Origin of the sequence: Neisseria sp. HMSC068C04 (assembly GCF_001810105.1) — a bacterium.
In the GTDB taxonomy this organism is placed as follows: Bacteria; Pseudomonadota; Gammaproteobacteria; order Burkholderiales; family Neisseriaceae; genus Neisseria; species Neisseria flavescens_B.
Window position 1 is genome coordinate 24,858 of the sequence record NZ_KV799911.1, and the last position, 24,976, is coordinate 49,833.

General features: G+C 48.9%; 20 protein-coding genes. 10 read left to right on the top strand and 10 right to left on the bottom strand.

The window, feature by feature from the left end; translation table 11 throughout:
* Positions 1 to 142 precede the first annotated feature (142 nt).
* The 8 genes from porB to HMPREF2700_RS01830 all read left to right on the top strand — a co-directional run bounded on the left by porB (position 143) and on the right by HMPREF2700_RS01830 (position 11,020).
* Positions 143 to 1,204 carry a trimeric porin PorB gene (gene porB / locus HMPREF2700_RS01795; protein WP_070589545.1) on the top strand — a complete coding sequence of 354 codons (1,062 nt, stop codon included), beginning with the start codon at positions 143 to 145 and terminating at the stop codon, positions 1,202 to 1,204.
* A 486-nt stretch (positions 1,205 to 1,690) separates the two neighbouring features.
* Positions 1,691 to 3,967 (top strand): NosR/NirI family protein, encoded by a 2,277-nt coding sequence (locus HMPREF2700_RS01800; RefSeq protein WP_283129662.1) that lies wholly within the window; start codon positions 1,691 to 1,693, stop codon positions 3,965 to 3,967.
* Between the two features lie 109 nt (positions 3,968 to 4,076).
* Entirely contained in the window at positions 4,077 to 6,044 is a 1,968-nt protein-coding gene (gene nosZ / locus HMPREF2700_RS01805; protein WP_070589547.1) for a TAT-dependent nitrous-oxide reductase, read from the top strand.
* A 192-nt stretch (positions 6,045 to 6,236) separates the two neighbouring features.
* Positions 6,237 to 7,604, top strand: coding sequence for a nitrous oxide reductase family maturation protein NosD (locus tag HMPREF2700_RS01810; protein ID WP_070589549.1), 1,368 nt, complete (start codon positions 6,237 to 6,239; stop codon positions 7,602 to 7,604).
* Between the two features lie 59 nt (positions 7,605 to 7,663).
* The gene (locus HMPREF2700_RS01815) at positions 7,664 to 8,557 is read left to right on the top strand and encodes an ABC transporter ATP-binding protein (protein ID WP_070589551.1); all 894 of its coding nucleotides are present in this window, start codon (positions 7,664 to 7,666) and stop codon (positions 8,555 to 8,557) included.
* The gene (locus tag HMPREF2700_RS01820; protein ID WP_070589553.1) at positions 8,554 to 9,384 is read left to right on the top strand and encodes an ABC transporter permease; all 831 of its coding nucleotides are present in this window, start codon (positions 8,554 to 8,556) and stop codon (positions 9,382 to 9,384) included. The genes HMPREF2700_RS01815 and HMPREF2700_RS01820 overlap by 4 nt, the downstream gene beginning before the upstream one ends.
* Positions 9,381 to 9,875 (top strand): nitrous oxide reductase accessory protein NosL, encoded by a 495-nt coding sequence (locus HMPREF2700_RS01825; protein WP_070589555.1) that lies wholly within the window; start codon positions 9,381 to 9,383, stop codon positions 9,873 to 9,875. The genes HMPREF2700_RS01820 and HMPREF2700_RS01825 overlap by 4 nt, the downstream gene beginning before the upstream one ends.
* A gap of 119 nt (positions 9,876 to 9,994) precedes the next feature.
* Positions 9,995 to 11,020, top strand: a complete 1,026-nt coding sequence (locus HMPREF2700_RS01830; RefSeq protein WP_070589557.1) for an FAD:protein FMN transferase — start codon at positions 9,995 to 9,997, stop codon at positions 11,018 to 11,020.
* Between the two features lie 591 nt (positions 11,021 to 11,611).
* Here the strand turns inward: HMPREF2700_RS01830 and HMPREF2700_RS01835 are convergent.
* The 5 genes from HMPREF2700_RS01835 to ybeY all read right to left on the bottom strand — a co-directional run bounded on the left by HMPREF2700_RS01835 (position 11,612) and on the right by ybeY (position 15,491).
* A complete protein-coding gene (locus HMPREF2700_RS01835) occupies positions 11,612 to 12,523 on the bottom strand; it encodes a MetQ/NlpA family ABC transporter substrate-binding protein (protein ID WP_070589559.1) in 912 nt (303 codons plus the stop codon).
* Between the two features lie 186 nt (positions 12,524 to 12,709).
* Entirely contained in the window at positions 12,710 to 13,396 is a 687-nt protein-coding gene (locus tag HMPREF2700_RS01840; RefSeq protein WP_063075347.1) for a methionine ABC transporter permease, read from the bottom strand.
* A 1-nt stretch (position 13,397) separates the two neighbouring features.
* Positions 13,398 to 14,135 carry a methionine ABC transporter ATP-binding protein gene (locus HMPREF2700_RS01845; RefSeq protein WP_070589561.1) on the bottom strand — a complete coding sequence of 246 codons (738 nt, stop codon included), beginning with the start codon at positions 14,133 to 14,135 and terminating at the stop codon, positions 13,398 to 13,400.
* A complete protein-coding gene (locus tag HMPREF2700_RS01850; RefSeq protein WP_070589562.1) occupies positions 14,132 to 14,974 on the bottom strand; it encodes an HlyC/CorC family transporter in 843 nt (280 codons plus the stop codon). The genes HMPREF2700_RS01845 and HMPREF2700_RS01850 overlap by 4 nt, the downstream gene beginning before the upstream one ends.
* Before the next feature lies 1 nt (position 14,975).
* Positions 14,976 to 15,491, bottom strand: coding sequence for an rRNA maturation RNase YbeY (gene ybeY, locus HMPREF2700_RS01855; protein ID WP_070589564.1), 516 nt, complete (start codon positions 15,489 to 15,491; stop codon positions 14,976 to 14,978).
* Between the two features lie 118 nt (positions 15,492 to 15,609).
* On the opposite strand from ybeY, the gene hemC reads away from it, so the two are divergent.
* Entirely contained in the window at positions 15,610 to 16,545 is a 936-nt protein-coding gene (gene hemC, locus HMPREF2700_RS01860; protein WP_107810756.1) for a hydroxymethylbilane synthase, read from the top strand.
* A gap of 62 nt (positions 16,546 to 16,607) precedes the next feature.
* Here hemC and yegQ read toward each other — a convergent pair whose 3' ends face one another.
* The gene (gene yegQ, locus HMPREF2700_RS01865; protein ID WP_003679384.1) at positions 16,608 to 17,963 is read right to left on the bottom strand and encodes a prephenate-dependent tRNA uridine(34) hydroxylase TrhP; all 1,356 of its coding nucleotides are present in this window, start codon (positions 17,961 to 17,963) and stop codon (positions 16,608 to 16,610) included.
* 327 nt (positions 17,964 to 18,290) lie between these two features.
* Between yegQ and HMPREF2700_RS01870 the strand changes: the two genes are divergently transcribed.
* Complete coding sequence (locus tag HMPREF2700_RS01870; RefSeq protein ID WP_070589567.1) at positions 18,291 to 19,037, top strand: amino acid ABC transporter permease; 747 nt, start codon at positions 18,291 to 18,293, stop codon at positions 19,035 to 19,037.
* A 77-nt stretch (positions 19,038 to 19,114) separates the two neighbouring features.
* Here the strand turns inward: HMPREF2700_RS01870 and nagZ are convergent, their stop codons facing one another.
* The 4 genes from nagZ to hemA all read right to left on the bottom strand — a co-directional run bounded on the left by nagZ (position 19,115) and on the right by hemA (position 24,951).
* Positions 19,115 to 20,200, bottom strand: a complete 1,086-nt coding sequence (gene nagZ, locus HMPREF2700_RS01875; protein WP_070589569.1) for a beta-N-acetylhexosaminidase — start codon at positions 20,198 to 20,200, stop codon at positions 19,115 to 19,117.
* 97 nt (positions 20,201 to 20,297) lie between these two features.
* Complete coding sequence (locus tag HMPREF2700_RS01880; protein ID WP_070589572.1) at positions 20,298 to 21,818, bottom strand: Na+/H+ antiporter NhaC family protein; 1,521 nt, start codon at positions 21,816 to 21,818, stop codon at positions 20,298 to 20,300.
* A 135-nt stretch (positions 21,819 to 21,953) separates the two neighbouring features.
* Positions 21,954 to 23,453: a DegQ family serine endoprotease gene (locus HMPREF2700_RS01885; RefSeq protein ID WP_083303931.1), complete on the bottom strand. Its 1,500-nt coding sequence runs from the start codon at positions 23,451 to 23,453 to the stop codon at positions 21,954 to 21,956.
* A gap of 244 nt (positions 23,454 to 23,697) precedes the next feature.
* Positions 23,698 to 24,951, bottom strand: coding sequence for a glutamyl-tRNA reductase (gene hemA / locus HMPREF2700_RS01890; RefSeq protein WP_070589576.1), 1,254 nt, complete (start codon positions 24,949 to 24,951; stop codon positions 23,698 to 23,700).
* Between the last annotated feature and the right edge of the window lie 25 nt (positions 24,952 to 24,976).

Genomic DNA, 24,976 nt, shown 5'->3' on the forward strand with positions numbered 1-24,976 from the left:
GGAATTGAATAAAGTTTGTTTTTTTAGAGAGGAACAATTATAGTGACAGTCATGGAATCGCTGATTCCAGCGATAAAGTAAGCCTAAGCGGATTGTCCGGTCTGCTTAAGTTATTTCTTCACAATAGAAAAGGAATACAGCAATGAAAAAATCTCTGATTGCTCTGACTTTGGCAGCTCTGCCTGTTGCAGCTATGGCTGATGTGACTCTGTACGGTCAAATCAAAGCTGGCGTAGAAATTTCTAAAGTAAAAGAGGGTAAGACTTCTTCTAAAACTGCTACTGAGATTGCTGACTACGGCTCTCGCATCGGTTTCAAAGGCCACGAACACTTGGGTAACAACCTGAATGCTATCTGGCAAGTTGAACAAAAAACTTCTATCGCCGGTGGTGACTCTGGTTTCGCAAACCGTGAATCTTTCTTGGGCTTGGAAGGCGGTTTCGGTAAAGTTCGTGCCGGTAACTTGAATACTGCTCTGAACGACAGCAGCGATAGCTTTGACCCATGGGAATCTAGTGCAGCTAACGCAGACGCTCTGCAATTGGGTAAAATCAAACGTGTAGATAAACGTAAAGTATCTGTACGTTACGACACTCCTGTATTGGGTGGTTTCAGCGCAAGCGTACAATTCCAACCTCGCGACAATGCTAACCCTGGCGACAAATACGATCACGCTGTGAAAAGCCGTGCGTCTTACGATTTAGGTCTGAACTACGAAAACTCTGGCTTCTTTGGTCGCTATGCTGGTTCTTACGCTAAACATGCTGTCTTGGATGCTGGCTACTTGGATGCATTCAACCACAATACTACTTTGGCTGCTGGTACTTACAAAGATCACCAAGCTCACCGTCTGACTGCTGGTTACGATGCTAACAACCTGATGGTTGCTGTTGTAGGTCAATACGAAGGCTTCAAAGCTGACGTAGCTGGTGCTAAGAAAAACGAACGTACTGAAGTTGGTGCAACTGCTGCTTACCGCTTCGGTAACGTAACTCCTCGTGTTTCTTACGCTCACGGTTTCAAAGCTAAAGAAGAAGGCGTGAAAGAAAAGAACAGCGCTTACAACCAAGTTATCGTTGGTGCTGACTACGACTTCTCTAAACGTACTTCTGCCCTGCTGTCTGCCGGTTGGTTGAAAGAAGGCAAAGGCGACTACAAATACGAGAAAACTGCTGGTACTGTTGGCCTGCGTCACAAATTCTAATCTGACTTAAGATTAGTCTGAAAAAGAGCCTGTTTTATACAGGCTCTTTTTGTTTTTGTAAGAAATGTATTTTGTCATTGCAGGGGCAGGTTAAAGTATTTTCGATATTCGTTTTCAGACGGCCTATGGAAATTTAAGTCAGGTTATATTTTATTCAATATATGCTAAATGAAATTTCGGAAATTGTTTTGAGTATTATTATAAATAAGTTAACAATATAGGGTGATTATTGGATTAAGTTGATTTTCCTATATTTCATGTCTACTAATAAAAGATTTATTTTTGTAGTTCTAAAGTATTATTAGCATGTAGAATTTGGTTTTAAGATTTGTAAATTTGATTTTAATCAAATTATTGCTGATAGATGATTCATATAATATAAGTGTTTAGAGTATCGATATATCGGGAATAGCCATGTCCTGTCTTGAAATGAAGTGCTTAAGTGGCATTTGGAAACGAATCCTTGTGCTGTTTGCTGTGTTTTCTATGATGATAGTAAGCCTGCCTGCTTACGCGGAGCGCTTACCTGATTTCTTGGCAAAAATTCAGCCTTCTGAAATTTTTCCTGGTGCTGATCGCTACGGCAAACCTGAAGGTAAGCCTTTGGTTGTTCGTGTATATAAAGGCGAAGAGCAGCTTGGTTTGGTTTATATCACGACTGATGTGGTCAATACGCGTGGTTATTCGAGTAAGCCGATTGATACAATGGTTGCATTGGCCAATGATGGCACTATTGCGGGAGCAAAATTGGTTGAACACCATGAGCCAATTATGCTGATCGGTATCCCGCAATCCCGTGTTGATAAATTCATTGACAAATATATCGGCTTAAATTTTATTAAAAACCCGCCTCAACCAGGTGTCGCGCCAGGGGATATTATTAGTGGTGCGACTGTAACCCTGATGGTCATCAATGACAGTATTCAGCGTTCTGTTAAGGCGGTAATCCATCAATATCATTTGGGTACTGATAAAGCAGTTCAAACCGATGCGGCAGCTGCTTCTGGTGAGCAGGCTGCAAATGAGCCTGCGGTTCAAACCCGTCCTCGTCGTGCTGTAAATCTTGATAAACAAGATATTCAGTCTTGGAATGCACTGTTAGAACAAAAAGCTGTTGGTCATTTGCATATTTCTGTTGACGATATCAACAAACTGTTTGAAAAAGGCGGTAAAGCCGGTGTTGCTGAGCATGCAGAGCAGGGCAATGGTAATGATACATTTATTGATCTGTATGTTGCCTTGGTCAGCCAGCCTTCTATCGGTAAGAGCCTTTTAGGCGAAGCCGGGTGGAATAATCTGCAAAAACGTTTGCAACCGGGTCAACAGGCTATTATGGTTGCCGGTGAAGGCCGATATTCTTGGAAAGGTTCGGGTTATGTTCGCGGCGGTATCTTTGACCGTATCGAAATGATTCAGGGCGATACCAGCTTCCGTTTTACTGATGCACAGCATGAGCGTGTGGTTGCTTTGGCAGCGGAAGGTGCACCTGCATTCAAAGAGGTATCTTGGTTCGCAATCCCTGAAGGTGTGGAATTTGATGGTGCCGAGCCATGGCGTTTGCAATTGATGATTCAACGTGTATTGAGCGTAAATGATAAAGCTTTTGTAACGGCGGATTTGGATTACGAATTGCCAAAAGGCTACTACGTTGACGATCCTAAAGCACCGCCGGTTGAAATCAGCGCGCCGGTTGAGCAAGTTGCGGCTGCAGCCTCAGCTCCTGAAAGTACGGGTATTGCCGAAGATGCGACTGCCGGTGATGATGGTGTTTCCAACCAACTTTGGAAACAGGTTTGGAAAGCCAAAGAAGGTCAAATCGTGGTTGTCGGTATTGCTTTGACAATTCTTCTGTTGGTATTCCTGTTCCAAGACTGGATTGTACGTTACGAAAAATGGTATGACCGTTTCCGCCTCTGTTTCCTGATCTTTACGCTGTTTTATATCGGCTGGTATGCTCAGGCACAATTATCAGTAGTGAATACTTTGACGTTGTTCTCAGCCATTTTGACTGAGTTCCACTGGGAATTCTTCCTGATGGATCCGCTGGTATTCATTCTGTGGCTCTTTACAGCGGCGACCATGCTGTTGTGGAACCGCGGTACATTCTGTGGATGGCTGTGTCCTTTCGGTGCATTGCAAGAGTTAACCAACCGTATCGCCAAAAAATTGGGTCTGAAACAAATTACAGTGCCACACTTGTTGCATACCCGTCTGAGTGCGATTAAATATGTAATTTTCTTCGCCTTGTTGGCAATTTCTCTGTACGATTTGGGTACGGCTGAAAAATTTGCTGAAATTGAGCCTTTTAAAACTGCAATCATTTTGAAATTTATGCGTGAATGGTGGTTTGTTCTGTTCGCTGCCGCTTTGCTGATCGCAGGCTTGTTTATCGAACGTTTCTTCTGCCGTTATCTGTGTCCTTTGGGTGCAGGTATCGCATTGCCGGGTCGCTTCCGTGTGTTTGACTGGCTGCGCCGCTATAAAATGTGCGGTAACCCATGCCAGATTTGTACACACGAATGTCCGGTACAGGCCATTGCACCAGAAGGCGATATTCATCCGAACGAATGTATCCAATGTCTGCATTGTCAGGTAATGTATCACCACGATACGCGTTGTCCTCAAGTAGTGGCAACGAATAAGAAAAAACAAAAACAAGCGGCGGCAAAATCTGAGCAGCACGATGCGGCAGTAGCGCAAAATGCTCAAGAACAAGTTGTTCAGTTTGTTAAAAAAGAATCAGCAATCAGTGTTGACAAGTAGTAATTTATAAATAAAAAAGAGGGCTGTATCGGCAGCCCAACTTAGAAAGTTTTTCATCGGCAGGCCGTCTGAAAAAATCGGCCGCCAGATTTTATCCAAGGAGTGTCGTATGTCAGACGAAAAATTAGAACAAAACGGCTTAAGCCGTCGTTCATTCTTAGGTACTGCCGCTGCTTCCGGTGCAGGTATTGCCGGTGCCGGTTTGTTGGGCTTGGCCGGTTGCTCTAACGGTGAGGGTGATAAAGCTGCCGCTTCTGGCGCAGCTCCTGCTGAAAAAGCAGCTACTCATTCTGCCGAACCGGGCAAACAAACTTCCGAAGTAGGTCCAGGCGAGCTTGACCAATACTACGGTTTCCTGTCAGGCGGTCAATCAGGCGAAATGCGCTTGATCGGTTTGCCATCTATGCGCGAACTGATGCGTATCCCTGTATTCAATATGGACAGTGCTACCGGTTGGGGTCGTACCAACGAGAGCCTGAGCGTTTTGAACGGAAATATTACGCCGGAAACCCGTAAATTCCTGCAAGACAGCGGTCTGCGTTGCTACCCTAACGGCGACTTGCACCACCCACACTTGTCTTTTACCGATCAGACTTACGACGGTCGCTATGCATATGCCAACGATAAAGCAAACACCCGTGTTTGCCGTATCCGTTTGGATGTAATGAAAACCGATAAAATCATCGATATTCCTAATGCTTCAGGTATCCACGGTCTGCGTCCGCAACGTTATCCGAAAACCGGTTACGTTTTTGCCAACGGCGAGCATATCGTTCCTGTTGACGGCGTAGGCAAATGGGATGATCCTAAAACTTGGAATGCCGTTTATACAGCAATTGACGGCGAAACCATGGACATCGCATGGCAAGTATTGGTAGACGGTAACTTGGACAACGGTGATGCCGACTACCAAGGTAAATACTCTTTCTCTACCTGCTATAACTCTGAGCGCGCTCTGACTGTACAAGGTGCATCTTCTAACGAACAAGACTGGTGTGTGGTATTTAACCTGGCCGCCATCGAAGAAGGCATCAAAAAAGGCGACTTCAAAGAAGTTAACGGTGTGAAAATGTTGGATGGTCGTGCGGAAGCCAACTCTCCATACACTCGTTACATCCCGGTTCCTAACTCTCCTCACGGCTGTAACGCAAGCCCTGACGGCAAATACATCATGCTCAACGGTAAACTGTCTCCAACCGTTACCGTATTGGATGTCAGCAAACTGGACGATTTGTTTGCAGGCAAAATCAAAGAGCGCGATGTTGTTGTAGCTGAGCCTCAACTGGGTCTTGGCCCATTACACACTGCATTTGACGGTCGCGGCAATGCTTATACAACATTGTTTATCGACAGCCAAATGGTGAAATGGAACATCGACGATGCGATTAAAGCCTACAAAGGCGAGAAAATCGATCCGATTAAACAAAAACTGGACGTTCACTATCAACCTGGTCACAACCACACTACCATGGGTGAAACCAAAGAAGCTGACGGTAAATGGTTGGTGTCTTTGAACAAATTCTCCAAAGACCGTTTCCTGAACGCAGGTCCTCTGAAACCTGAGTGTGACCAATTGATCGACATCTCCGGCGACGAAATGCGTCTGGTTCACGACAACCCGACGTTTGCAGAACCACATGACTTCTGTCTGGTTTCCGCCTCCAAAGTGAACCCAAGCAAAACTTGGGATCGTAAAGACCCATGGTTCTGGAAAGATGCTTTGGAACAAGCCCAAAAAGACGGTGTTGAGCTGGAAAAAGCTGCTAAAGTTGTACGCGAAGGTAACAAAGTACGCGTGTACATGACTGCCGTTGCGCCTGCATTCAGTATCCCTCAATTTGAAGTGAACCAAGGCGACGAAGTGACCGTATATGTAACCAATGTTGAGACCATTGAGGACTTGACTCACGGCTTCACTTTGGAAGGCTACGGTATCGCTATGGAGATTAGCCCGCAAGCGACATCTTCTGTAACCTTCAAGGCTGTCCGTCCAGGCGTACACTGGTACTACTGCCAATGGTTCTGCCACGCATTGCACATGGAAATGTCAGGCCAAATGATTGTTAAACCAAAATAATTTCGGTTTGATGATTTAATCCTTCAGGCCGTCTGAAAAAACATTCTTTCAGACGGCCTTTATAGCAAAGTTGTTTGTCGGTCGATATGGTCACAACATGAAAGCCATCATCAGACAGTTTTGCTATAACACCAAAATACCTGTTTCTGTATATGTTTACCGTGTAGAAAACAGGCCGTCTGAAATTGAGATATGATTATGACGCACACACAAATCCATCGTTCCAAATGGCGACGTGCCGCACTCGTATTGCTGCTTGGCAGTATGGTTCAGACGGCCTTTGCCGCAGTCATCAACGTATCCGCACAAGACAATCTCAATGATGCTTTAGCGCGCGCCCAAGCCGGCGATACGCTCAAGCTTGCCTCCGGTACATACAAGACCAAACTCTATATCGACAAACCGATTACCATTGAAGGTCCGGCCGACCGCTCTGCCAAGATTGTCGGCGACAGGAGCGGGCGTACCATTGCCGTTCATGCGCCTGACGTGACTCTACGCAATCTGACAGTTTCCAATTCAGGTTTGAGCCTGCCGGCCATGGATGCAGGGATTTACCTCGAGGAAACGGCTCCGCGTGCATTGGTTGAACACAATAATGTTTTGGACAACTCTGTCGGCGTGTACATCCATGGCGCGGCAGAATCGATGGTACGCGAAAATAAGATTGTCGGGGAAGCCACATTGCGCGTGAATGAGCGTGGTAATGGCGTAACGGTTTGGAATGCGCCGGGCGCGCAAGTCGTCGACAACGATATTTCCAAAGGCCGTGACGGTATTTTCTCCAATACCAGTACAAACAATACCTATAAAGGCAATCGTTTCAGTGATTTGCGTTTTGCAGTGCATTATATGTACACCAACGACAGCGAGATTAGCAACAACATCTCCGTCGGCAACAATATGGGCTATGTGTTGATGTTCTCAGAGCGTCTTAAAGTGTATGGCAATATCGCCGTGGGCAGCCGCGACCAAGGCATCATGCTCAACTACGTCAACTATTCCGATATTAACGACAACATTATCAATAAAGCCGGTAAATGCGTATTCGCCTATAACGCCAACTTCAATAAAATTTTTGACAACCATTTTGAAAACTGTCAAATCGGCATTCACTTTACCGCAGCCATTGAAGGCACAAGCCTGTTCAATAATTCGTTTATCAATAATGAAAGCCAAGTTAAATACGTCAGCACCCGTTTCCTTGATTGGGGAGAGGGCGGCCGAGGCAATTATTGGAGTGACAACAGCACATTCGACCTTGATGGCGATGGTTTTGGCGACAACGCTTATCGACCGAACGGCATCATCGACCAAATCATTTGGCGCGCCCCCGTGTCCCGTCTGTTGATGAACAGTCCTGCTGTCAGCATTGTCAAATGGGCGCAATCTCAGTTCCCCGCTATTTTGCCGGGCGGCGTCATCGACAGTAAGCCATTGATGAAACCGATCAGCAACAAAACAAGCACCAAATACGAAGCCATGAAGGATGAGCTGTTGCACGAAGCCAATACGCGCCAATCCGATTGGAGCGATGCCGAAAACGGATCTTTGAATTAAACATGTTTTCAGACGGCCTTTTGAATGAGGCCGTCTGAAACGGCACAAAGGAATTATTCATGACCAACCACGTCGAATTAAGAAACGTGACCAAACAATTCGGCAGTCAAAAAGCCGTCAACCAAGTCGATTTAGTCCTCAAAGCAGGCGAAAGCGTCGGCATGGCAGGGCATAACGGTGCAGGCAAATCCACCATCATGAAGCTGATACTCGGCCTGATTACACCGACCGAAGGCGAAGTCATGTTGCTGGGCGAGCGTACCGGCAGCAAGGCAGGCGCACTGCTTCGCAGTCAAATCGGCTATCTACCTGAAACCGTCGCGCTTCATCCTTCATTGACCGGCATTGAAACCATGGATTTCTATGCCAAGCTGAAAAAACAGCCCTTGAATAAAAACCGTGAGTTGTTGGAACGCGTCGGTATTTCTCAAGCGGCACGCCGCCGTGTCGGCACTTACTCCAAAGGTATGCGCCAGCGTCTCGCTTTGGCACAAGCCTTATTGGGTGAGCCTAAAGTCTTATTGTTTGACGAACCAACCACAGGCCTTGACCCGGCTTCACGCCAAATGTTTTACGAAGTCGTGCGCGAACTGAATGGCCGCGGTGCAACCGTATTGCTTAGCACGCACGCGCTTGCCGAACTTGATGGCCACGCCGACCGCATTATCGTCATGAAAAACGGCGTGAAAGTTGCAGATGGCAGCATGGATGAATTGCACGTCCAAAGTGGTTTGCCGTTGACCGTCAATGTCCGTTTGAAAGAAGCGCGTCCGTTGAGCGAGCGTTGGCAGCCGCTTTCAGACGGCCTGTCGTATAAGGCGCAATGTAAAGCCGAAGAGCGTATGGGACTTTTGAGCGAATTGGGTGATTTGGGCAACCTTGCCTATATCGATATCCATACCCCGACACTTGACGATATGTACGCACAATTCTTAAAAAGGGAAGACGTATGAACCCCGTTTGGATTATTACCGGCAAAGAAGTCCGCGACAGCCTGCGCAACCGTTGGGTACTTGCCGCCGCGCTTCTGCTTGCCGCGCTTGCCCTGTCATTGGGTTTCCTGGGCAGCTCGCCCACCGGCACAGTCAAAGTCGATCCGTTGACCGTTACCGTTGTCAGCCTCTCCAGTCTGTCGATTTTCCTGATTCCGCTGATTGCGATGTTGCTCTCTTATGACGCACTGATTGGCGAAATCGAACGCGGCACGATGGCGCTGTTGTTGAGCTATCCGATTTCGCGCAACCAAATCCTTGCCGGCAAATTTATCGGGCATCTCATCATCCTTGCCCTTGCTACCACGGCAGGCTACGGATTGGCAGGCATTACCCTCCAGCTTGCCAACGGCGGCGTTGATTTTGCCGCATGGAAACCTTTTGCCCTCTTGATTATTGCCAGTGTGATTCTTGGTGCAGCCTTTTTGTCTATGGGTTATTTGATTAGCGCGAAAGTCAAAGAACGCGGTACTGCCGCCGGTATCGCCATCGGTGTATGGCTGTTTTTTGTGGTGATTTTTGATATGGCGCTTTTGGGTATTTTGGTTGCCGATACCGAACAAGTCATTACCGCGCCTGTTGTAGAAACCATTCTTTTGTTCAATCCTTCCGACATTTACCGTCTGCTCAACCTGACCGGTTATGAAAACACCGCGATGTACGCAGGTATGGCCGGTTTGAGCGATCAAATCAGCCTGACTATGCCGGTTTTGCTGACGGCGCAGGTATTATGGGTTATCATTCCTTTGGTCTTAGCCGCCTGGATTTTCGGAAAGAGACAAATATGAGAAAAATATTATTTACAGCATTCACCATCCTTGCTTTATCTGCTTGTAGCAAAGAGGAAAATACCCCTCCGCCTACGCCCCAACAAATCAGCGACAGCGCAGTCGGTCATTACTGCAGCATGAATTTGACCGAACACAACGGCCCTAAAGCGCAAATCTTCTTGAACGGCAAACCTGACAAACCGGTTTGGTTTTCCACCATCAAGCAGATGTTCGGCTATACCAAGCTGCCCGAAGAGCCTAAAGGCATTCATGCCATCTATGTCACCGATATGGGCAAAGTCAAAGATTGGGAAAAACCCAATGCCGACGCCGAATGGATAGATGCGAAAAAAGCCTATTACGTTATCGAAAGCAGCTTTATCGGCGGCATGGGTGCGGAAGACGCGCTTCCGTTTGCCGACAAGGCTCAGGCTGAAAAATTCGCCAAAGAAAAAGGCGGCAGAGTAGTCGGTTTTGCAGAGATGCCCGACGAATACATTTTCAAATAAAACAATCAATAAAAGGCCGTCTGAAACAGTTTCAGACGGCCTTTGCGTTGGAAGCTGCCGATTGATGATTTAATGAATGCGGCTTTCAATGTAAAGATAAAAAATCCAAGGAATACTTTATGTCTACCCCGTTAACGCGCCGCCGTTTCCTTGCCATCGCCGCCACATTTGCCACCGGTGTCGGCATTCCCTTTGCCATTAGCCGCAGAACCAATCAGCCGACTCATCCGGCCAGCCCGAATCAAGAAGAGCAGCCAGTTATTTGGAGAGGCATTGCATTGGGTTCGGGTGCGGAATTGCGCTTGTTCGGCGTTGAGCGCAAGCAGGCGGAAATGCTGGTCAACAAAGTATTGGCGGAAGTCTCACGATTGGAAAAAATCTTCAGCCTGTATCGGGACGACAGCCTGATCAGCCGTTTAAATCGAGAAGGCCGTCTGAAAAATCCGCCATCCGATTTTTTGCAGCTGCTCAGCATCAGCCGAGATATCCATCAGCTGACACAGGGTGCATTTGATCCCAGCATTCAGCCTTTGTGGAATCTGTATGCCGACCATTTCAGGCGAAACCCAAAAACCGAAACGCCGCCATCCGCACGCAGTATCAAAGACACGCTCAAATTAGTGGATTTCAACAAAGTCGATTTTGATACCAAAGAAATCCGTTTTACCCAAAAAGGCATGGGCTTGTCGCTCAACGGCATTGCGCAGGGCTATATCACTGACAAGGTAGTCGAATTGTTGAAGCAGCAAGGCGTTACCCAGGCATTGATTGATATGGGGGAGATTTACGGCTTTGATAATGCAAACCAGCGCGAGTGGAATGTCAGCATTCGCAATCCCGACCAAGAAGACCAAATCCTGACCACCATTGCCATGAAAAACCAAGCCTTTGCCACATCGGGAGGCTATGGCACGGTAATGGATGAAGCTGGCAAATTTACCCATCTTTTTGATCCGCGTACAGGCGGAAGCCAACCGCGTTATAAAAGCATGAGTGTCATGGCGGAGAGTGCGGCGGTTGCCGATGCCTTTTCTACAGCATTCTCCATTATGGATGAGGCGTCCATCCGTACTGCGGCTCAAGTTAAAAATGCACAGGTTTGGCTGGTGATGACGAATAATGAATTGAAGAAGATTGGAGGCTGAGGGGAAGGCCAGCCTTGCCTGCGATTTTGACTATGTGCATAGGACAGGGAAGGCTCGATTACTGAAATAATGGAGGATAAAAAAAGAAGGGCTGCCCAAGGGGGCAACCCTGAAACTCTTGCAGCTGGGAGTAATTAGCAAGAGATTACGACACTTAAAACAAAAATTCACTCATTTCAAAGCATGAAGCTTTAATATCTAAGCAATACGGTTTCAACCGCTCAAACCCCTTCGATACGGAGAAACACAACATACATGGGAAAATCCGACAAAGTGGTTTGAAGCAATTCAGATGAACGGTCTGTAATGCAGATAACCGGATGTCTTTAGATGAACGGTATAATATCAGGATAAACGGAACATTACTAGTGAATATTATAAAAAATTAGAATAATTCATTTAGTAATTGATTTTATTGAATAAAAATATGACTTTTTATTGAACTTTTTTACAACATATTGATTTGGTTTTAAAAAGGGAATTATGTAAGTGTTTGGCGTTAATCAAAAAACTTGTTTTGAGCTTTGAGAAGAGATAAGCAATAGAAAAAGGCCGCCTGAATGTTCAGACGGCCTTTTTTCAAAAAGTTACTTATTTGGTTGCAGAAGCAGTAGAAGCAGCTTCGGCTTGAGCACCTGCAGCTGCGTTTTCACCCCATGCAGCAGGATATTTATAACCGGCAAAGCGTTTTTGTGAGTAGGCTTTGAACTCGTCAGAGTTGTAGGCTTCGGTTACATCTTTCAGCCATTGGCTGTCTTTGTCGGCAGTGCGGACGGCAGACCAGTTAACGTAGGCAAAGCTTGGCTCTTGGAACAGGGCTTCAGTCAGTTTCATGCCGCTGCTCATGGCGTAGTTGCCGTTAACGATGGCAAAGTCAACGTCGGCACGGCTTCGCGGCAGTTGGGCGGCTTCAAGCTCTACGATTTGGATATTTTTTGGATTCTCGGCAATATCGTTTTTAGAAGCAGTCAGCGGATCAACGTCGGCTTTCAGTTTAATCCAGCCCAATTCGTTCAACATAACCAATGCGCGGGCAAAGTTAGATGGGTCGTTAGGTGCAGAAACGCTGACGCCGTCTTTCACTTCGTCCAAAGATTTCAATTTGCCAGGGTACAGGCCCAAAGGTGCGGTCGGTACTTGGAAGGCTTCAACGATGTCCAGCTTGTGTTCTTTTTTGAAGTCGTCCAGATAAGGTTTGTGTTGGAAGATGTTAATGTCCAATTCGCCTTCAGCCAAAGCAAGGTTGGGTCGCACATAGTCGGTGAACTCGATCAGTTTGACTTTATAGCCTTTTTTCTCCAAAGCCGGTTGGATTTGGTCTTTTACCATATCGCCGAAGTCGCCGACGGTTGTACCGAAGACGATTTCTTTTTTCTCAGCACCGTTGTCGGCAGAGGAAGCGGCAGAAGCAGCAGGCGCGCTGTCTTTTTGACCGCCGCAGGCAGCCAGTACGATGGCGAGCGCAGCGGCTGAAAGGGTTTTGAAGAATGTGTTGATTTGCATATTTTGCTCCTGATGGATGATAAAACGGTTTCAGACGGCTTCAAGCCGCCGCCGTCAAAAAAGAGGGATTGTAAATCTATTTTGGAAATCTGAGGATGTTTTTTGTAAATTTATTTGGAATATATGCCCTAAATAGATAACAGGCCGTCTGAAAAATAGTAAGTCCATTTCAGACGGCCTGTTTGCTTAACGTTTATCCAGTTTGCGCGCCAATCTGTTGCCGATACCTTGAATCAGGATAACGAGTAAAACCAGGATGGCGACAATGAAGATGATGACTTCCATTTGATAGCGGTAGTAGCCGTAACGGATGGCAAGGTCGCCCAAGCCGCCTCCGCCAATCATGCCTGCCGCTGCGCTGTACGACAGAAGGCCGATAGCCAGTACGGTAATGCTGGAAACCATACCTGCGCGCGCTTCATTCAAAAGCACTTTGCAGATGATGCTCATGGGTGAGGCACCCATTGCGGAGGCCGCTTCAATTACGCCTCTGGGTACTTCGCGCAGATTTTGCTCGACCAGACGGGCGAAGTAGAACAGGCCGGATACGCTCAATACCAATGAGGCGGCAACCGGGCCGATGGTCGTACCGATGATGGCGCGTGTAACGGGAATCATGGCAATCATCAGGATGACGAAAGGGAATGCGCGCATCAGGTTGACCAGGTTGTCCAAAAATAAATTCAGTTGTTTGTTGTAGTGCAACTGATGACTTGACGTCACAAACAGCAATACGCCCAAAATCGTACCGAAGATAACGGCGAAAGTAGTCGATAGGCCGACCATAATAAAGGTTTCGCCCAAGGCTTGGATAATTTCGCCCTTCATGCTGACGATGGTCTCAACAGCACTTTCAAATGTCAAATTTGCCATATTAGTCCTCTCGAATCAGCTCTTGCCCGATTTCGGATTGGGCATGGATTTGGTTGCCGTGTACTTCAACGATTTCCAGCAGACGGCCTTTGTCCAAGAGGGCGGCACGGTCGCACAGGCGGCGGATAACGCTCATTTCGTGGGTAACGATGACGATGGTTACGTTAAAGCGTTTGTTGATGTCTTCCAAACACTTCAAAACGCTGCGCGTAGTGGCAGGGTCGAGGGCAGAAGTGGGTTCGTCGGCGAGGATGACTTGAGGTTGCGGCGCCAGCGCACGGGCAATGCCGACACGTTGTTTTTGACCGCCGGAAAGTTGGGACGGGTAATGGTTGGCACGGTCTTGCAAATCGACGATTTCCAAACATTCTTCAACACGCGCTTGGATTTTTTTAGACGGCCATTTGGCAATTTCTAAAGGAAAGGCGACGTTTTCGGCAACGGTACGGTTGCTCAATAGGTTGAACTGTTGGAACACCATGCCGATGTTTTGTCGGGCGTGGCGCAGTTGCGTGGCGTTGAGCGCGGTCAGCTCTTGGCCGCACACGCTGACGGTACCTGTATCCGGACGTTCCAATAAGTTAATCAGGCGCAGCAGGGTAGATTTGCCTGCGCCGGAGTAGCCCATCAGGCCGAAGATTTCCCCCTGTTTGATTTCGAGGCTGGTCGGCTCGACGGCGACAAAGTCTTGTTTGTCGCGTGTTTGATAGTGTTTGGAGACGTGATCCAGAATAATCATGGTTTATCCGTGTTTTCTTTAATTCGTGTGGCCATCAGGGTGTGCAGACGGCGGTTGTCGGCGCGTGCGACGGTAAATTGCAGGCTGCCGATGATGACTTTTTCGCCGCGCACGGGCAGGTGTCCCAACTCTTGAATGACCAGGCCGCCGATGGTGTCGGCTTCTTCGCTGCTGTATTCCGTACCGAAGAAGGTGTTGATGTCTTCGATTTCGGTAGCGGCGTGGATGCGCCAGCGTTCGGAAGAAACGGCGTGGATATTGTCGGCGCTGTCGTCTTCGTCAAACTCGTCTTCGATTTCGCCGACGATTTGCTCGATGATGTCTTCAAAGGTAACCAAACCGGATGTGCCGCCGTATTCGTCGATGACAATCGCCATGTGGTTGCGCTGTTCGCGGAACTCTTTTAAAAGGGCAGTCAAAGATTTGCCTTCGGGTACGAAAACGGCAGGGCGCAAGACGGATTTCAGGTGGAACTGCTCGGGGTTGAACATATATTTGAGCAGGTCTTTGGCGTGCAAAATACCCAAAACTTCGTCTTTGTCTTCGCCGATGACGGGGAAACGCGAATGGGCGGTTTCGATGACGTAGGCCGTGATGCGCTCGATGCTGTCGTTCTCTTTCAATACGTTCATGCGGCTGCGCGTAATCATCGCGTCACGCACTTCCAGCTCGGCAAAGTCCAATACTTTTTCCAGCCGGGTCAGTGTGTCGGCATCAAAAACTTCCTGTTCGTGCGCTTGGCGCAACAGGGTCAATACGTCTTCGGCGGAGTCGGGCTCGCCGGCAAGTCGGGAGATCAGGCGTTCGAAAAACTTGGGTTTCGACTGCGTACCGTCCATTTTAATATTCGTCCTCTTGGTAGGGGTTGGGGAAGCCTGCCGCCAGCATCAGGCGGATTTCTTCGGCTTCCATTATTTCGGCTTCATTGTCTTCGATGTGGTCGTGGCCCATCAGGTGTAAAGTACCGTGTATGGTCAGGTGGGCAAAATGCTGCTCAGGTGTTTTGCCTTGTTCGGCGGCTTCTTTCAAAACCACTTGCGGGCAAATCACCAAATCGCCATACAGGCCGTCTGAAAGCTGGTCGGGCAGGATTTCGCCTTCGTTGAGCGCGAAACTCAATACATTGGTGGCGTAATCTTTGCCTCGGTAGTCGCGGTTGTAAGCGCGGGCTTCTTCTTCGTCCAGAAGAATCAGGCTGATGTCTGCGCGGCGGTATTCGTTTTTCAAGGCAGACCATGTCCAGCGGTAAAAATCGCGTTCGCTCGGAAGGTCGGCGGCGGAAGAAGCGTTTTCAAAGTTCAGATGAAAACGTTGCCGCTGTAAGGATAAAAAAGGATATTGTTTGGCGCGTTTCATGTTGTCCCGAAAATTTGGTTTTTAGGCGTAAATATAACATATTCACCCTCATGCCGTCTGAAAAACCGCCCAAAATATGATAGACTTCATGCCGTTTTCCATCTTTCAGGCAACCATTATGAACCCGAAAAAACTCGTTATCGCCAGTCGCGAAAGCCTGCTTGCCATGTGGCAGGCAAAACATATCCAAGGCCGTCTGAAAGCCCTGTATCCCGATTGCGAAGTCGAGATTTTGGGCATGACCACGCGCGGCGACCAGATTTTGGACAGAACTTTGTCAAAAGTCGGCGGTAAAGGCTTGTTTGTCAAAGAGTTGGAACAGGCTTTGTATGACGGCAGAGCCGACTTGGCAGTGCATTCGATTAAAGACGTACCGATGGATTTGCCTGAAGGTTTCGCGCTTGCGGCCATCGGCGAACGCGCCAATCCGTTTGACGCATTTGTGTCCAACCAATACGCGCGTTTGGAAGAAATGCCCAAAGGTGCCGTCGTCGGTACATCCAGCCTGCGCCGCGAAGCCCAGTTGCGTGCGCGCTATCCGCATTTGGTTATCAAACCTTTGCGCGGCAATGTGCAAACCCGTTTGTCCAAACTCGATAATGGCGAGTACGACGCGATTATCTTGGCCGCCGCCGGTTTGCAGCGTTTGGAATTGGACGAACGCATCCGCATGATTTTGTCGGAATCCGACAGTCTGCCTGCTGCCGGACAAGGCGCATTGGGTATTGAAATTGCAGCGCATCGCGAAGATTTGTACGAAGTCTTAAAGCCGTTGAACCACGATACCACACACGCCTGCGTTACAGCCGAACGTGCGTTGGCGCGCGCTTTGGGCGGAAGCTGCCAAGTGCCGCTGGCCGCATATTGCACTGAAGAAAACGGCTTGCTGACCTTGCGCGGCTTGGTCGGCCATCCTGACGGTTCGGTCATTTTGCAGGCGGACGCGCAAGCCCCTGCCGAATATGCCGATGCCTTGGGTCGTGCAGTCGCCAAAAAACTGGCAGATGATGGTGCGGAAGAATTGATTGCCGCCGTATTGCAAGAACAGGCTTAAAACAGCATAGATCATTTAAAAGGCCGTCTGAAACTTTCAGACGGCCTTTATTTTGTTGATGCTTAAGGATTCATAATCCGCGCAACCAAAGCTTTTTCTTTGCCTTGCATATTCGGGATTTTGACCTGAATACCGTTGCCTGGGGCAACATCGACAGGCTGGCCTTTGCGGGTCATTTGTTCCAATTTGATGGTTTGGTTGCCGCTCGGGTGGATGATTTCGAGTGAATCGCCGATGGCAAAGCGGTTTTTGACTTCGATAGTCGCCCAGCCGTTTTCATCGATTTCGGTAACGTGGCCGACATATTGGCTCTGTTTGGCGATGGAGTGGCCGGTCAGGTAGTTTTGGTAATCCTGAGTTTGGTGGCGCTCAAGGAAGCCGCTGGTGTAGCCGCGGTTAGCAAGGCCTTCGAGTTCGCTCAACAGGCTGTAATCAAACGGGCGGCCTGCAACGGCATCATCAATCGCTTTGCGGTAGGACTGGGCCACGCGTGCAACATAATAGAGCGATTTGGTACGTCCTTCGACTTTGAGGCTGTCCACGCCGATTTTGGCCAGTTTTTCAACCACTTCGATGCCGCGAAGGTCTTTGGAGTTCATGATGTAGGTGCCGTGTTCGTCTTCCATAATCGGCATCATTTCGCCCGGGCGGTTGGACTCTTCAATCAGGAAAACTTTGTCGGCGTAGGGATGGCGTTTTTGACCGTTGATGCCTTCAAAGTTTTGGTTGGCTTCTTCTTGGGCTTTTTCAAAGTTGAAACCTTGCAGAAGCTGGGCATCGCCTGCATCGCTTTCAGTGGCGTTGTGAACCTTATAGTCCCAACGGCAGGAGTTGGTGCAGGTGCCTTGGTTAGGGTCGCGGTGGTTGAAGTAGCCGGAGAGCAGGCAGCGGCCGGAGTAGGCGATGCACAATGCGCCGTGAATGAAGACTTCGAGTTCGATGTCGGGGCATTCTTGGCGGATTTCGGCGATTTCTTCCATGCTCAATTCGCGCGACAGGATGATGCGTTCGACACCGATGTTTTGCCAGAATTTCACGCCCCAGTAGTTGGTGGTATTTGCCTGAACGGACAGGTGAATCGGCATTTCCGGCCATTTTTCGCGCACGGTCATGATCAAACCCGGATCCGCCATAATCAGCGCGTCGGGCTTCATGGCAATCAAGGGTTCCATATCGGAAACAAAGGTTTTGAGTTTGGAGTTGTGCGGCAGCGTATTGACGGTCAGGAAGAATTTTTTGTTGCGCTCGTGCGCTTCTTTAATGCCTTGTTCGAGGACGTCGAGTTTGGCAAATTCGTTGTTGCGGGCGCGCAGGGAGTAACGCGGGCTGCCGGCGTAAACGGCATCTGCGCCGTAGTCGTAGGCGGCGCGCATACGTTCAAGGCCGCCTGCCGGTAATAAGAGTTCGGGTGCTTTCATGTTTTATGCTTTTTAAAATGTTTTCAGACGGCCCTCAAGAGAAGAGGGAAGGCCGTCTGAAAGATGTTTGAAGAATGGGCGGATTATCCGCTGTTTTTGTGTTTCGGTCAATTTTGTGTCGGGTTTGCGCTTTGTTTTTTATACGGAAAATGTCTTATATGATGAAAGGTGAAAAGGGGCTGCAATTCATTGGAAATGTAAAAAAAGTAGGGTTGGACGGAATAATTTAACAAAAAACCGTTCAAGCAATGTATTTTCTTGTAAAATATCAAGCTTCATTTTAAAAAATATTCGGATTAATTACCGATTTTGACCGACGGAAGGGTTATGGATTTTCGTTTTGACATTATTTATGAATACCGCTGGATGTTTTTATACGGCGTATTGACGACGCTGGGACTGACGGTGGTGGCAACGGCGGGCGGCTCGATTTTGGGTTTGCTGTTGGCATTGGCGCGTTTGGTTAATCCGGAAAAAGCCGGTGTGCCGATGCGTGCCTTGGCTTGGGTGTTGCGTAAGATTTCTTTTTGGTATGTTACGCTGTTCCGCGGTACGCCATTGTTTGTACAAATTGTGATTTGGGCTTATGTTTGGTTCCCATTTTTTGTTCATCCGGCCGACGGTGTTTTGATTAGTGGCGAAGCAGCCATTGATCTGCGCCGTTCTTATGGTGCATTGATTGCCGGTTCTTTGGCTTTGATTGCGAACTCGGGTGCATATATTTGTGAGATTTTCCGTGCCGGTATCCAGTCGATTGATAAAGGCCAAATGGAAGCCGCGCGTTCTTTGGGTCTGACCTATACTCAGGCGATGCGTTATGTGATTTTGCCGCAAGCTTTGCGCCGTATGTTGCCGCCATTGGCCAGTGAGTTTATTACGCTGTTGAAAGACAGCTCATTGCTTTCCGTCATCGGCGTGGCAGAGTTGGCTTATGTACAAAGCACGATTACCGGCCGCTATTCTGTTTATGAAGAGCCGCTTTATACAATCGCGCTGATTTATTTGGTGCTGACAAGCTTTTTGGGTTGGGTATTCCTGCGATTGGAAAGCCGTTACAATCCGCAACACCGCTAATCGGTTTGAATCAAAAAAGGAAGACTTTTTCAAGTCTTCCTTTTTTATTTGCCGTCAATGTTTCAGACGGTCTTGAATCAGAATGCTTCGCCGACTTTGACACCGCCTGCGATGTCTTTTGGCGTTGCCAGTTTGGCGGTTGCCTGTTGGGCGGCTTGGAATTCTTCGGTTGCCATGATGTCGGCAGCTTCTTGTACGGTCAATGTGTTGGCCATGTATTGCCAACGTGCTGCCAAGTCGGCGTTTGCCGGTGCGTGGAAACCGTCTCGCAATTCATCGACCAAGTCAGGGCGGTTGCATACCAGTACAATATCGCAGCCTGCTTCAAAAGAAAGGCGGGCGCGTTCTTTAATACCGCCGACACCACATGCGCCTTCCATGGTCAGGTCGTCTGAAAAAATAACGCCGTTAAATCCGATTTCTTGGCGCAGGATTTGTTTCAGCCATTTTTTGGAGAAGCCGGCAGGTTGGCTGTCGGTTTGCGGGTACACGACGTGGGCAGGCATGACTGCGGCCATGCCTGCCTGGCTCAATGCTCGGAATGGGATAAGGTCGGCGGCTTCGAGCGCTTCGCGGCTGCGTTCGTCGCAAGGCAGGACGTGATGGCTGTCGCCTTCGACAAAGCCGTGGCCGGGGAAGTGTTTGCCGCAAGATTTCATGCCGCCTTTGTTCAGGCCTTTTTGCAGGGCAAGGGCAAGCTGGGTAACGATGTTGGCGTCGCGGTGGAAACTACGGTTGCCGATGACGGCGCATTGACCCCAGTCCAAATCCAATACAGGCGTAAAGGATAGGTCGATACCGCAGGCGGAGAGTTCGGTAGCCAAAACCCAGCCGACTTGTTCTGCCTGGGCGCAAGCGGCTTCTTTGCCTTCGTTGTCCCAAATTTCGCCCAATACGTTCATGGCCGGCAGGCGGGTGAAGCCGTCAATAAAACGTTGAACCCGTCCGCCTTCGTGGTCGACGGCGATGATGAGTTCAGGTGTACGGACGGCTTTGATTTCTTGAACCAAAGCTTTGAGCTGGGAAACGTTTTCAAAGTTGCGACGGAACAAAATAACGCCACCGACGGCAGGGTCGAGCAGGCGTTGTTTTTCTTCTTCGGTCAGATGATAGGCGGCGACGTCGGCCATGACTGGGCCGCGTGGAAGATGAGGCGTATTCATTAGTTTGTCCTAAATAATATATATATTGGATAATCGTTATGTTCAGACGGCCTGAGAGTATAGGGATATCTCAGGCCGTCTGAATATTGGTTTTGAATTAGGCAGTTGCTTTTTTCTTGTCTTTTAAGATCAGAATCAACACAACCATCACGATGCCGGTTACCACAAAACCTAAAGGTGCAGAGCCGGTCATGCCCAGTGCAAGGTAGCCTGTGGCAGCAGATGCGGCTACGGTCAGCGCGTAAGGGAATTGCGAGGTAACGTGGTCGATGTGGTTACAGTGTGCGCCGGTAGAAGAGAGGATGGTGGTGTCGGAAATCGGCGAGCAGTGGTCGCCAAATACGGCACCGGCCATTACGGCAGACATGCAAGGTATAATCAGCGATGGTTCGACTTTGACGGCCATGGCGGCGGCAATCGGCAACATGATGCCGAATGTACCCCAGCTTGTGCCGGTAGCAAAGGCCATCACGCCTGCGAGCATAAACAAAATCACGGGCAGGAAACCTGCGTGGATATTGCCTGCCACTAAAGTGGAGAGATATTCGCCAGTGTGCATTTCGCTGACAACGGTGCTGATAATCCATGCCAAAATCAAGATGGTAATGGCCCCGCGCATAGAGATGATGCCTTGCCAAATGGCTTTAGGATAATCGTTGGTTTTGATGGTGCCGATGGTGCAGAGGATGACGGCCAATACGCCGCAAGTACCACCGAATACGAGGGAAGTGTTCACATCGGTATTTTCAAATGCGCTGAGCAAAGAGAATGTCTCAGAAGCTTGTGCACCAGTGTAAATCATGGCGGAAACCGTGGCGACGATCAGTACCAAAACCGGCACAATCAGCGCGAATACACGGCCGTTGGGATGACCTGTTTCAACGGTTTCATCATGAATTTCATTCAAAGCGGCACGTTCCAAACGAGCCATAGAGCCGATGTCGAATGAGAACCAGGCAACGACAAACACCATAATCAATGCGAAGACGGCGTAGTAATTCATCAGGCTCATGGCCACGAATGCGCCCATTGGTGTGTAGTCTGTGATGTTGTAAGTCACCAAAAGGCCTGCCAAAGTAGCAATAATCGATGCCCCCCAGCTGGATACAGGCATCAAAACGCACATCGGTGCGGCAGTGGAGTCAAGGATATAAGCCAGTTTGGCGCGGGAAACTTTGAACTTGTCGGTTACAGGGCGGGCAATCGCACCGACGGCAAGGCTGTGGAAATAGTCGTCAATAAAGGTAACGAATACCAGACAGGCAGTCAGCAGTTTCGCACCGCGACGACCTTTGATGTGCTGTTTTGCCCAATCAGCAAATGCTTGGTTGCTGCCGGAATGCGTCAGCAGGGAAGTGAAAATCCCCAAAAGCACCAAAAAGAGCAGGATTTTGGGTTTGCCCAAAGACCAATCGCCGTCTGCCCAAGTCAGGCTGACAGTCATGTCTTTCAAGTGAACCAAGGCATCGAGTGGATGACCGCCTACCAGCAGGAATGAGCCGACGATAATGCCGACACCCAGGGACAGCAATACACGGCGCGTGGCAATGGCTAAGGCGAGCGCAATGGCTGCCGGGACGACAGATAAAATAGAATTCGAATAATTAATAAGTTGCATAATTATATTGTGTATAAGCGGTGAAATATTTTCAGACGGCCTAAATTGGAAGGCGGATAACAAAATACCCACCGCCTCTGACAGATGGGTATTTTATCATCTAACACATCATCATGCAGTCTGAAAAAAATCGGACTACTGCAGATTTAGCGCGAGGAACAAAGTATTGCCGTCGCGTTGTACCAAAAGCGGTACGTTTTTGCCTGCGCTTTCCAATGCGCTACGGAAAGTGGATTCATCATTGACGCTAATTTGGCTGACGGCAATGATTTCGTCCCCGCGTTTGAGGCCGGCACGTTCGGCCGCACCGCTAACACGCAGAACGATTAAGCGTTGTTTGCCGTCTGCGTTTTCAACCTGCAGGGTAACACCTGCATTTTCAACGGTAAATCCGTCATGGCCGCTTTCGTGTTGCGGGTGTTCGGCTTCTTTTGCAGAAGTTTCCGTTTGCTCGGCTGCGCTGCCAAGTTTTACTTTGACATCGGTTTGTTTGCCGCCGCGCCAAATGCTCAAAGTCACTTCTTTGCCCGGCATAATCGAGCCGACCATAACAGGCAAATCGCTGGAAGCGCGGACTTCTTCACCGTTAACTTTGCGTACGATGTCGCCAACCTGCAAACCGGCTTGTTGTGCCGCGCTGTTCGGCATGATTTTGGCAATCAGTGCACCGCTTGCTTTGTCCAAACCGAAAGATTTGGCCAAATCGTAAGAAACTTCTTGAATAACCACGCCTAATTGACCGCGTTGGACTTTGCCATTGGCTTTCAATTGATCGGCCACATTCATGGCAACATCAATCGGAATAGCAAACGAAATACCCATGAAACCGCCGCTGCGGCTGTAAATTTGTGAGTTGATGCCGACTACTTGGCCGCGGAGGTTGAATAACGGGCCGCCTGAGTTGCCTGGGTTGATGGCAACGTCGGTTTGGATGAACGGCGTGTAGTTTTCATTCGGCAGGCTGCGGCCTTTGGCGGAGACGATGCCTGAAGTTACGCTGTTGTCAAAGCCGAAAGGCGCGCCGATGGCGGCTACCCATTCGCCTGGTTTCAAATCTTTTGGATTGCCGATTTTGACAACCGGCAAGTCTTCTTGCGGCTCAATTTTTAAGAGGGCAACGTCGGATTGAGCGTCTGAGCCGACCAGTTTGGCTGTGTATTCGCGTTTGTCGTTGAGCAGGACTTTGATATTGCCCATGCCGGCAACCACGTGGGTATTGGTCAGGATATAGCCGTCTTTGCTGATGATGAAGCCGGAACCGAAATTCAAAGCGTCGCTTTCAGTATCTTCCTGCGGCATGTCGGGCATATTGGGAACAAGGCGCTTGAAGAACTCGTAAAACGGGTCGTTGTCGGGGAATTGGCTCAGGTCCATGCTGTGGTCGTCATCCGGTGTCGCAGTGCGTTTCGCCGGTGTCGCTTGAATATTGACGACGGCCTGTCCTTCGTTTTGCACCAGTTGGGCAAAGTCGGGCAACAACATGCCGACTTTTCCGTCATCGGTATTGGTTTCTATGCGTTGGACGAGCTCTTTGTTTTCGTCTTTGCCAAAAAAGGTGCTGACTTTGTCGCAACCTGAAAGAAGGGAAGCTGAGAGGACAGCAAGAGCCAGATATGTGTTTGTTTTAATATTCACGAAAGTTCCTTTTGCCGGTGCTATCATATTGTCGGCATGCGTTTGAGCCGGCAGGCAGTTTTATTGTTTGAATGCTGTTTAAATGTATAAGGTAGGATTTTTACACTTTAACGGTTTTTTTTCAAGCATTTCATTTTAAATGAAAAAATGATAATTGGGATTTTATTGTTTTAAGGCCGTCTGAAAGCTTTGGAATATGACTTGTCGGTCGGTTCGCTTCTTTCAGACGGCCTTTAAATTGTGGTCAGTCGTGTTGATCCAAATGGTAGATCTGCGCCACGGCATCGATTAACTCGCTGTTGTCCGAGCCGGCTTTATTGAGCGTGCGTGTCGGAGAGTGGAGCAGTTTGTTGGTTAACTGAATGGAGAGGCGTTCGAGGACATCCTCGGCGGATACGCCTTTTGCCAATTGCTTCATGGCATTTTCCAATACTTGGCGGCGCGCACGTTCGCCTTCGTCGCGCAAGGCGCGGATAAGCGGAACGCTTTGACGGTTTTTCTGCAGGCGGATAAATTCGCTGACTTTTTCTTCCACCATGCGTTCAGCCGCCGCCGCTGCTTTTTTGCGCGCATCTTTACCGCTTTGGACAATGTCCATCATGTCGTCTACGGTATAGAGGTATGCGTCTTCCAATTCGCCGACTTCGGCTTCGATATCGCGCGGAACGGCCAAATCCAGCAGGAAAACGGGCATGTTGTGGCGTTTTTTCAATGCGCGCTCGACCATGCCTTTGCCGACGAGGGGCAGTTGGCTGGCGGTGGAAGAAACAACCACGTCGTAATCGTGCAAAATATCGGGCAATTCATTCAACAGGCAGGCTTCGGCGTTGACACCGAGTTTGTCGCACAATTCCTGCGCGCGCTGGTGTGTACGGTTGGCAACGGTAATGAGCTTGGGATTTTTGGCGGCAAAATAAGTGGCCACCAGCTCAATCATTTCGCCTGCGCCGATAAAGAGGACGTTCAGATCAGAAATGGAAGGGAAGATTTGCTCTGCCATTTTGACCGATGCAGAAGCCATGGAGACGGAGTTTTCGCCAACAGCAGTGTCGGTACGCACTTCTTTGGCAACGGCAAAGGTTTTTTGAAACAGGGCGTTTAAGTGGGTGTTGATGCTTTCCTGTTCTTGCGCAACGCGGACGGCATCTTTGATTTGACCGAGAATTTGTGGTTCGCCCAAGACCATGGAATCCAAACCGCAGGCGACGCGGAAGGCGTGGCGGACGGTTTCATTATTATCCAAGGTATAGAGGTAAGGGCGGATTTCTTCGACAGGTAGGTCGTGATATTGCGCCAACCAGTCGATGATTTTTTCGGTTTCACCGACGCAGTAAAGCTCGGTGCGGTTGCAGGTAGAAAGAATGACTGCTTCTTCCGCCGCCTCACTGCGCGCGAGGTTGGACACGGCATCCGGCAGATTTGCAGCTGCAAATGCCAGTTTTTCGCGTATGCTCAAGGGCGCGGTTTGGTGATTGAGTCCGACGACGGTAAGTTGCATGGTTATGGTATGACTGGGTAGTGTG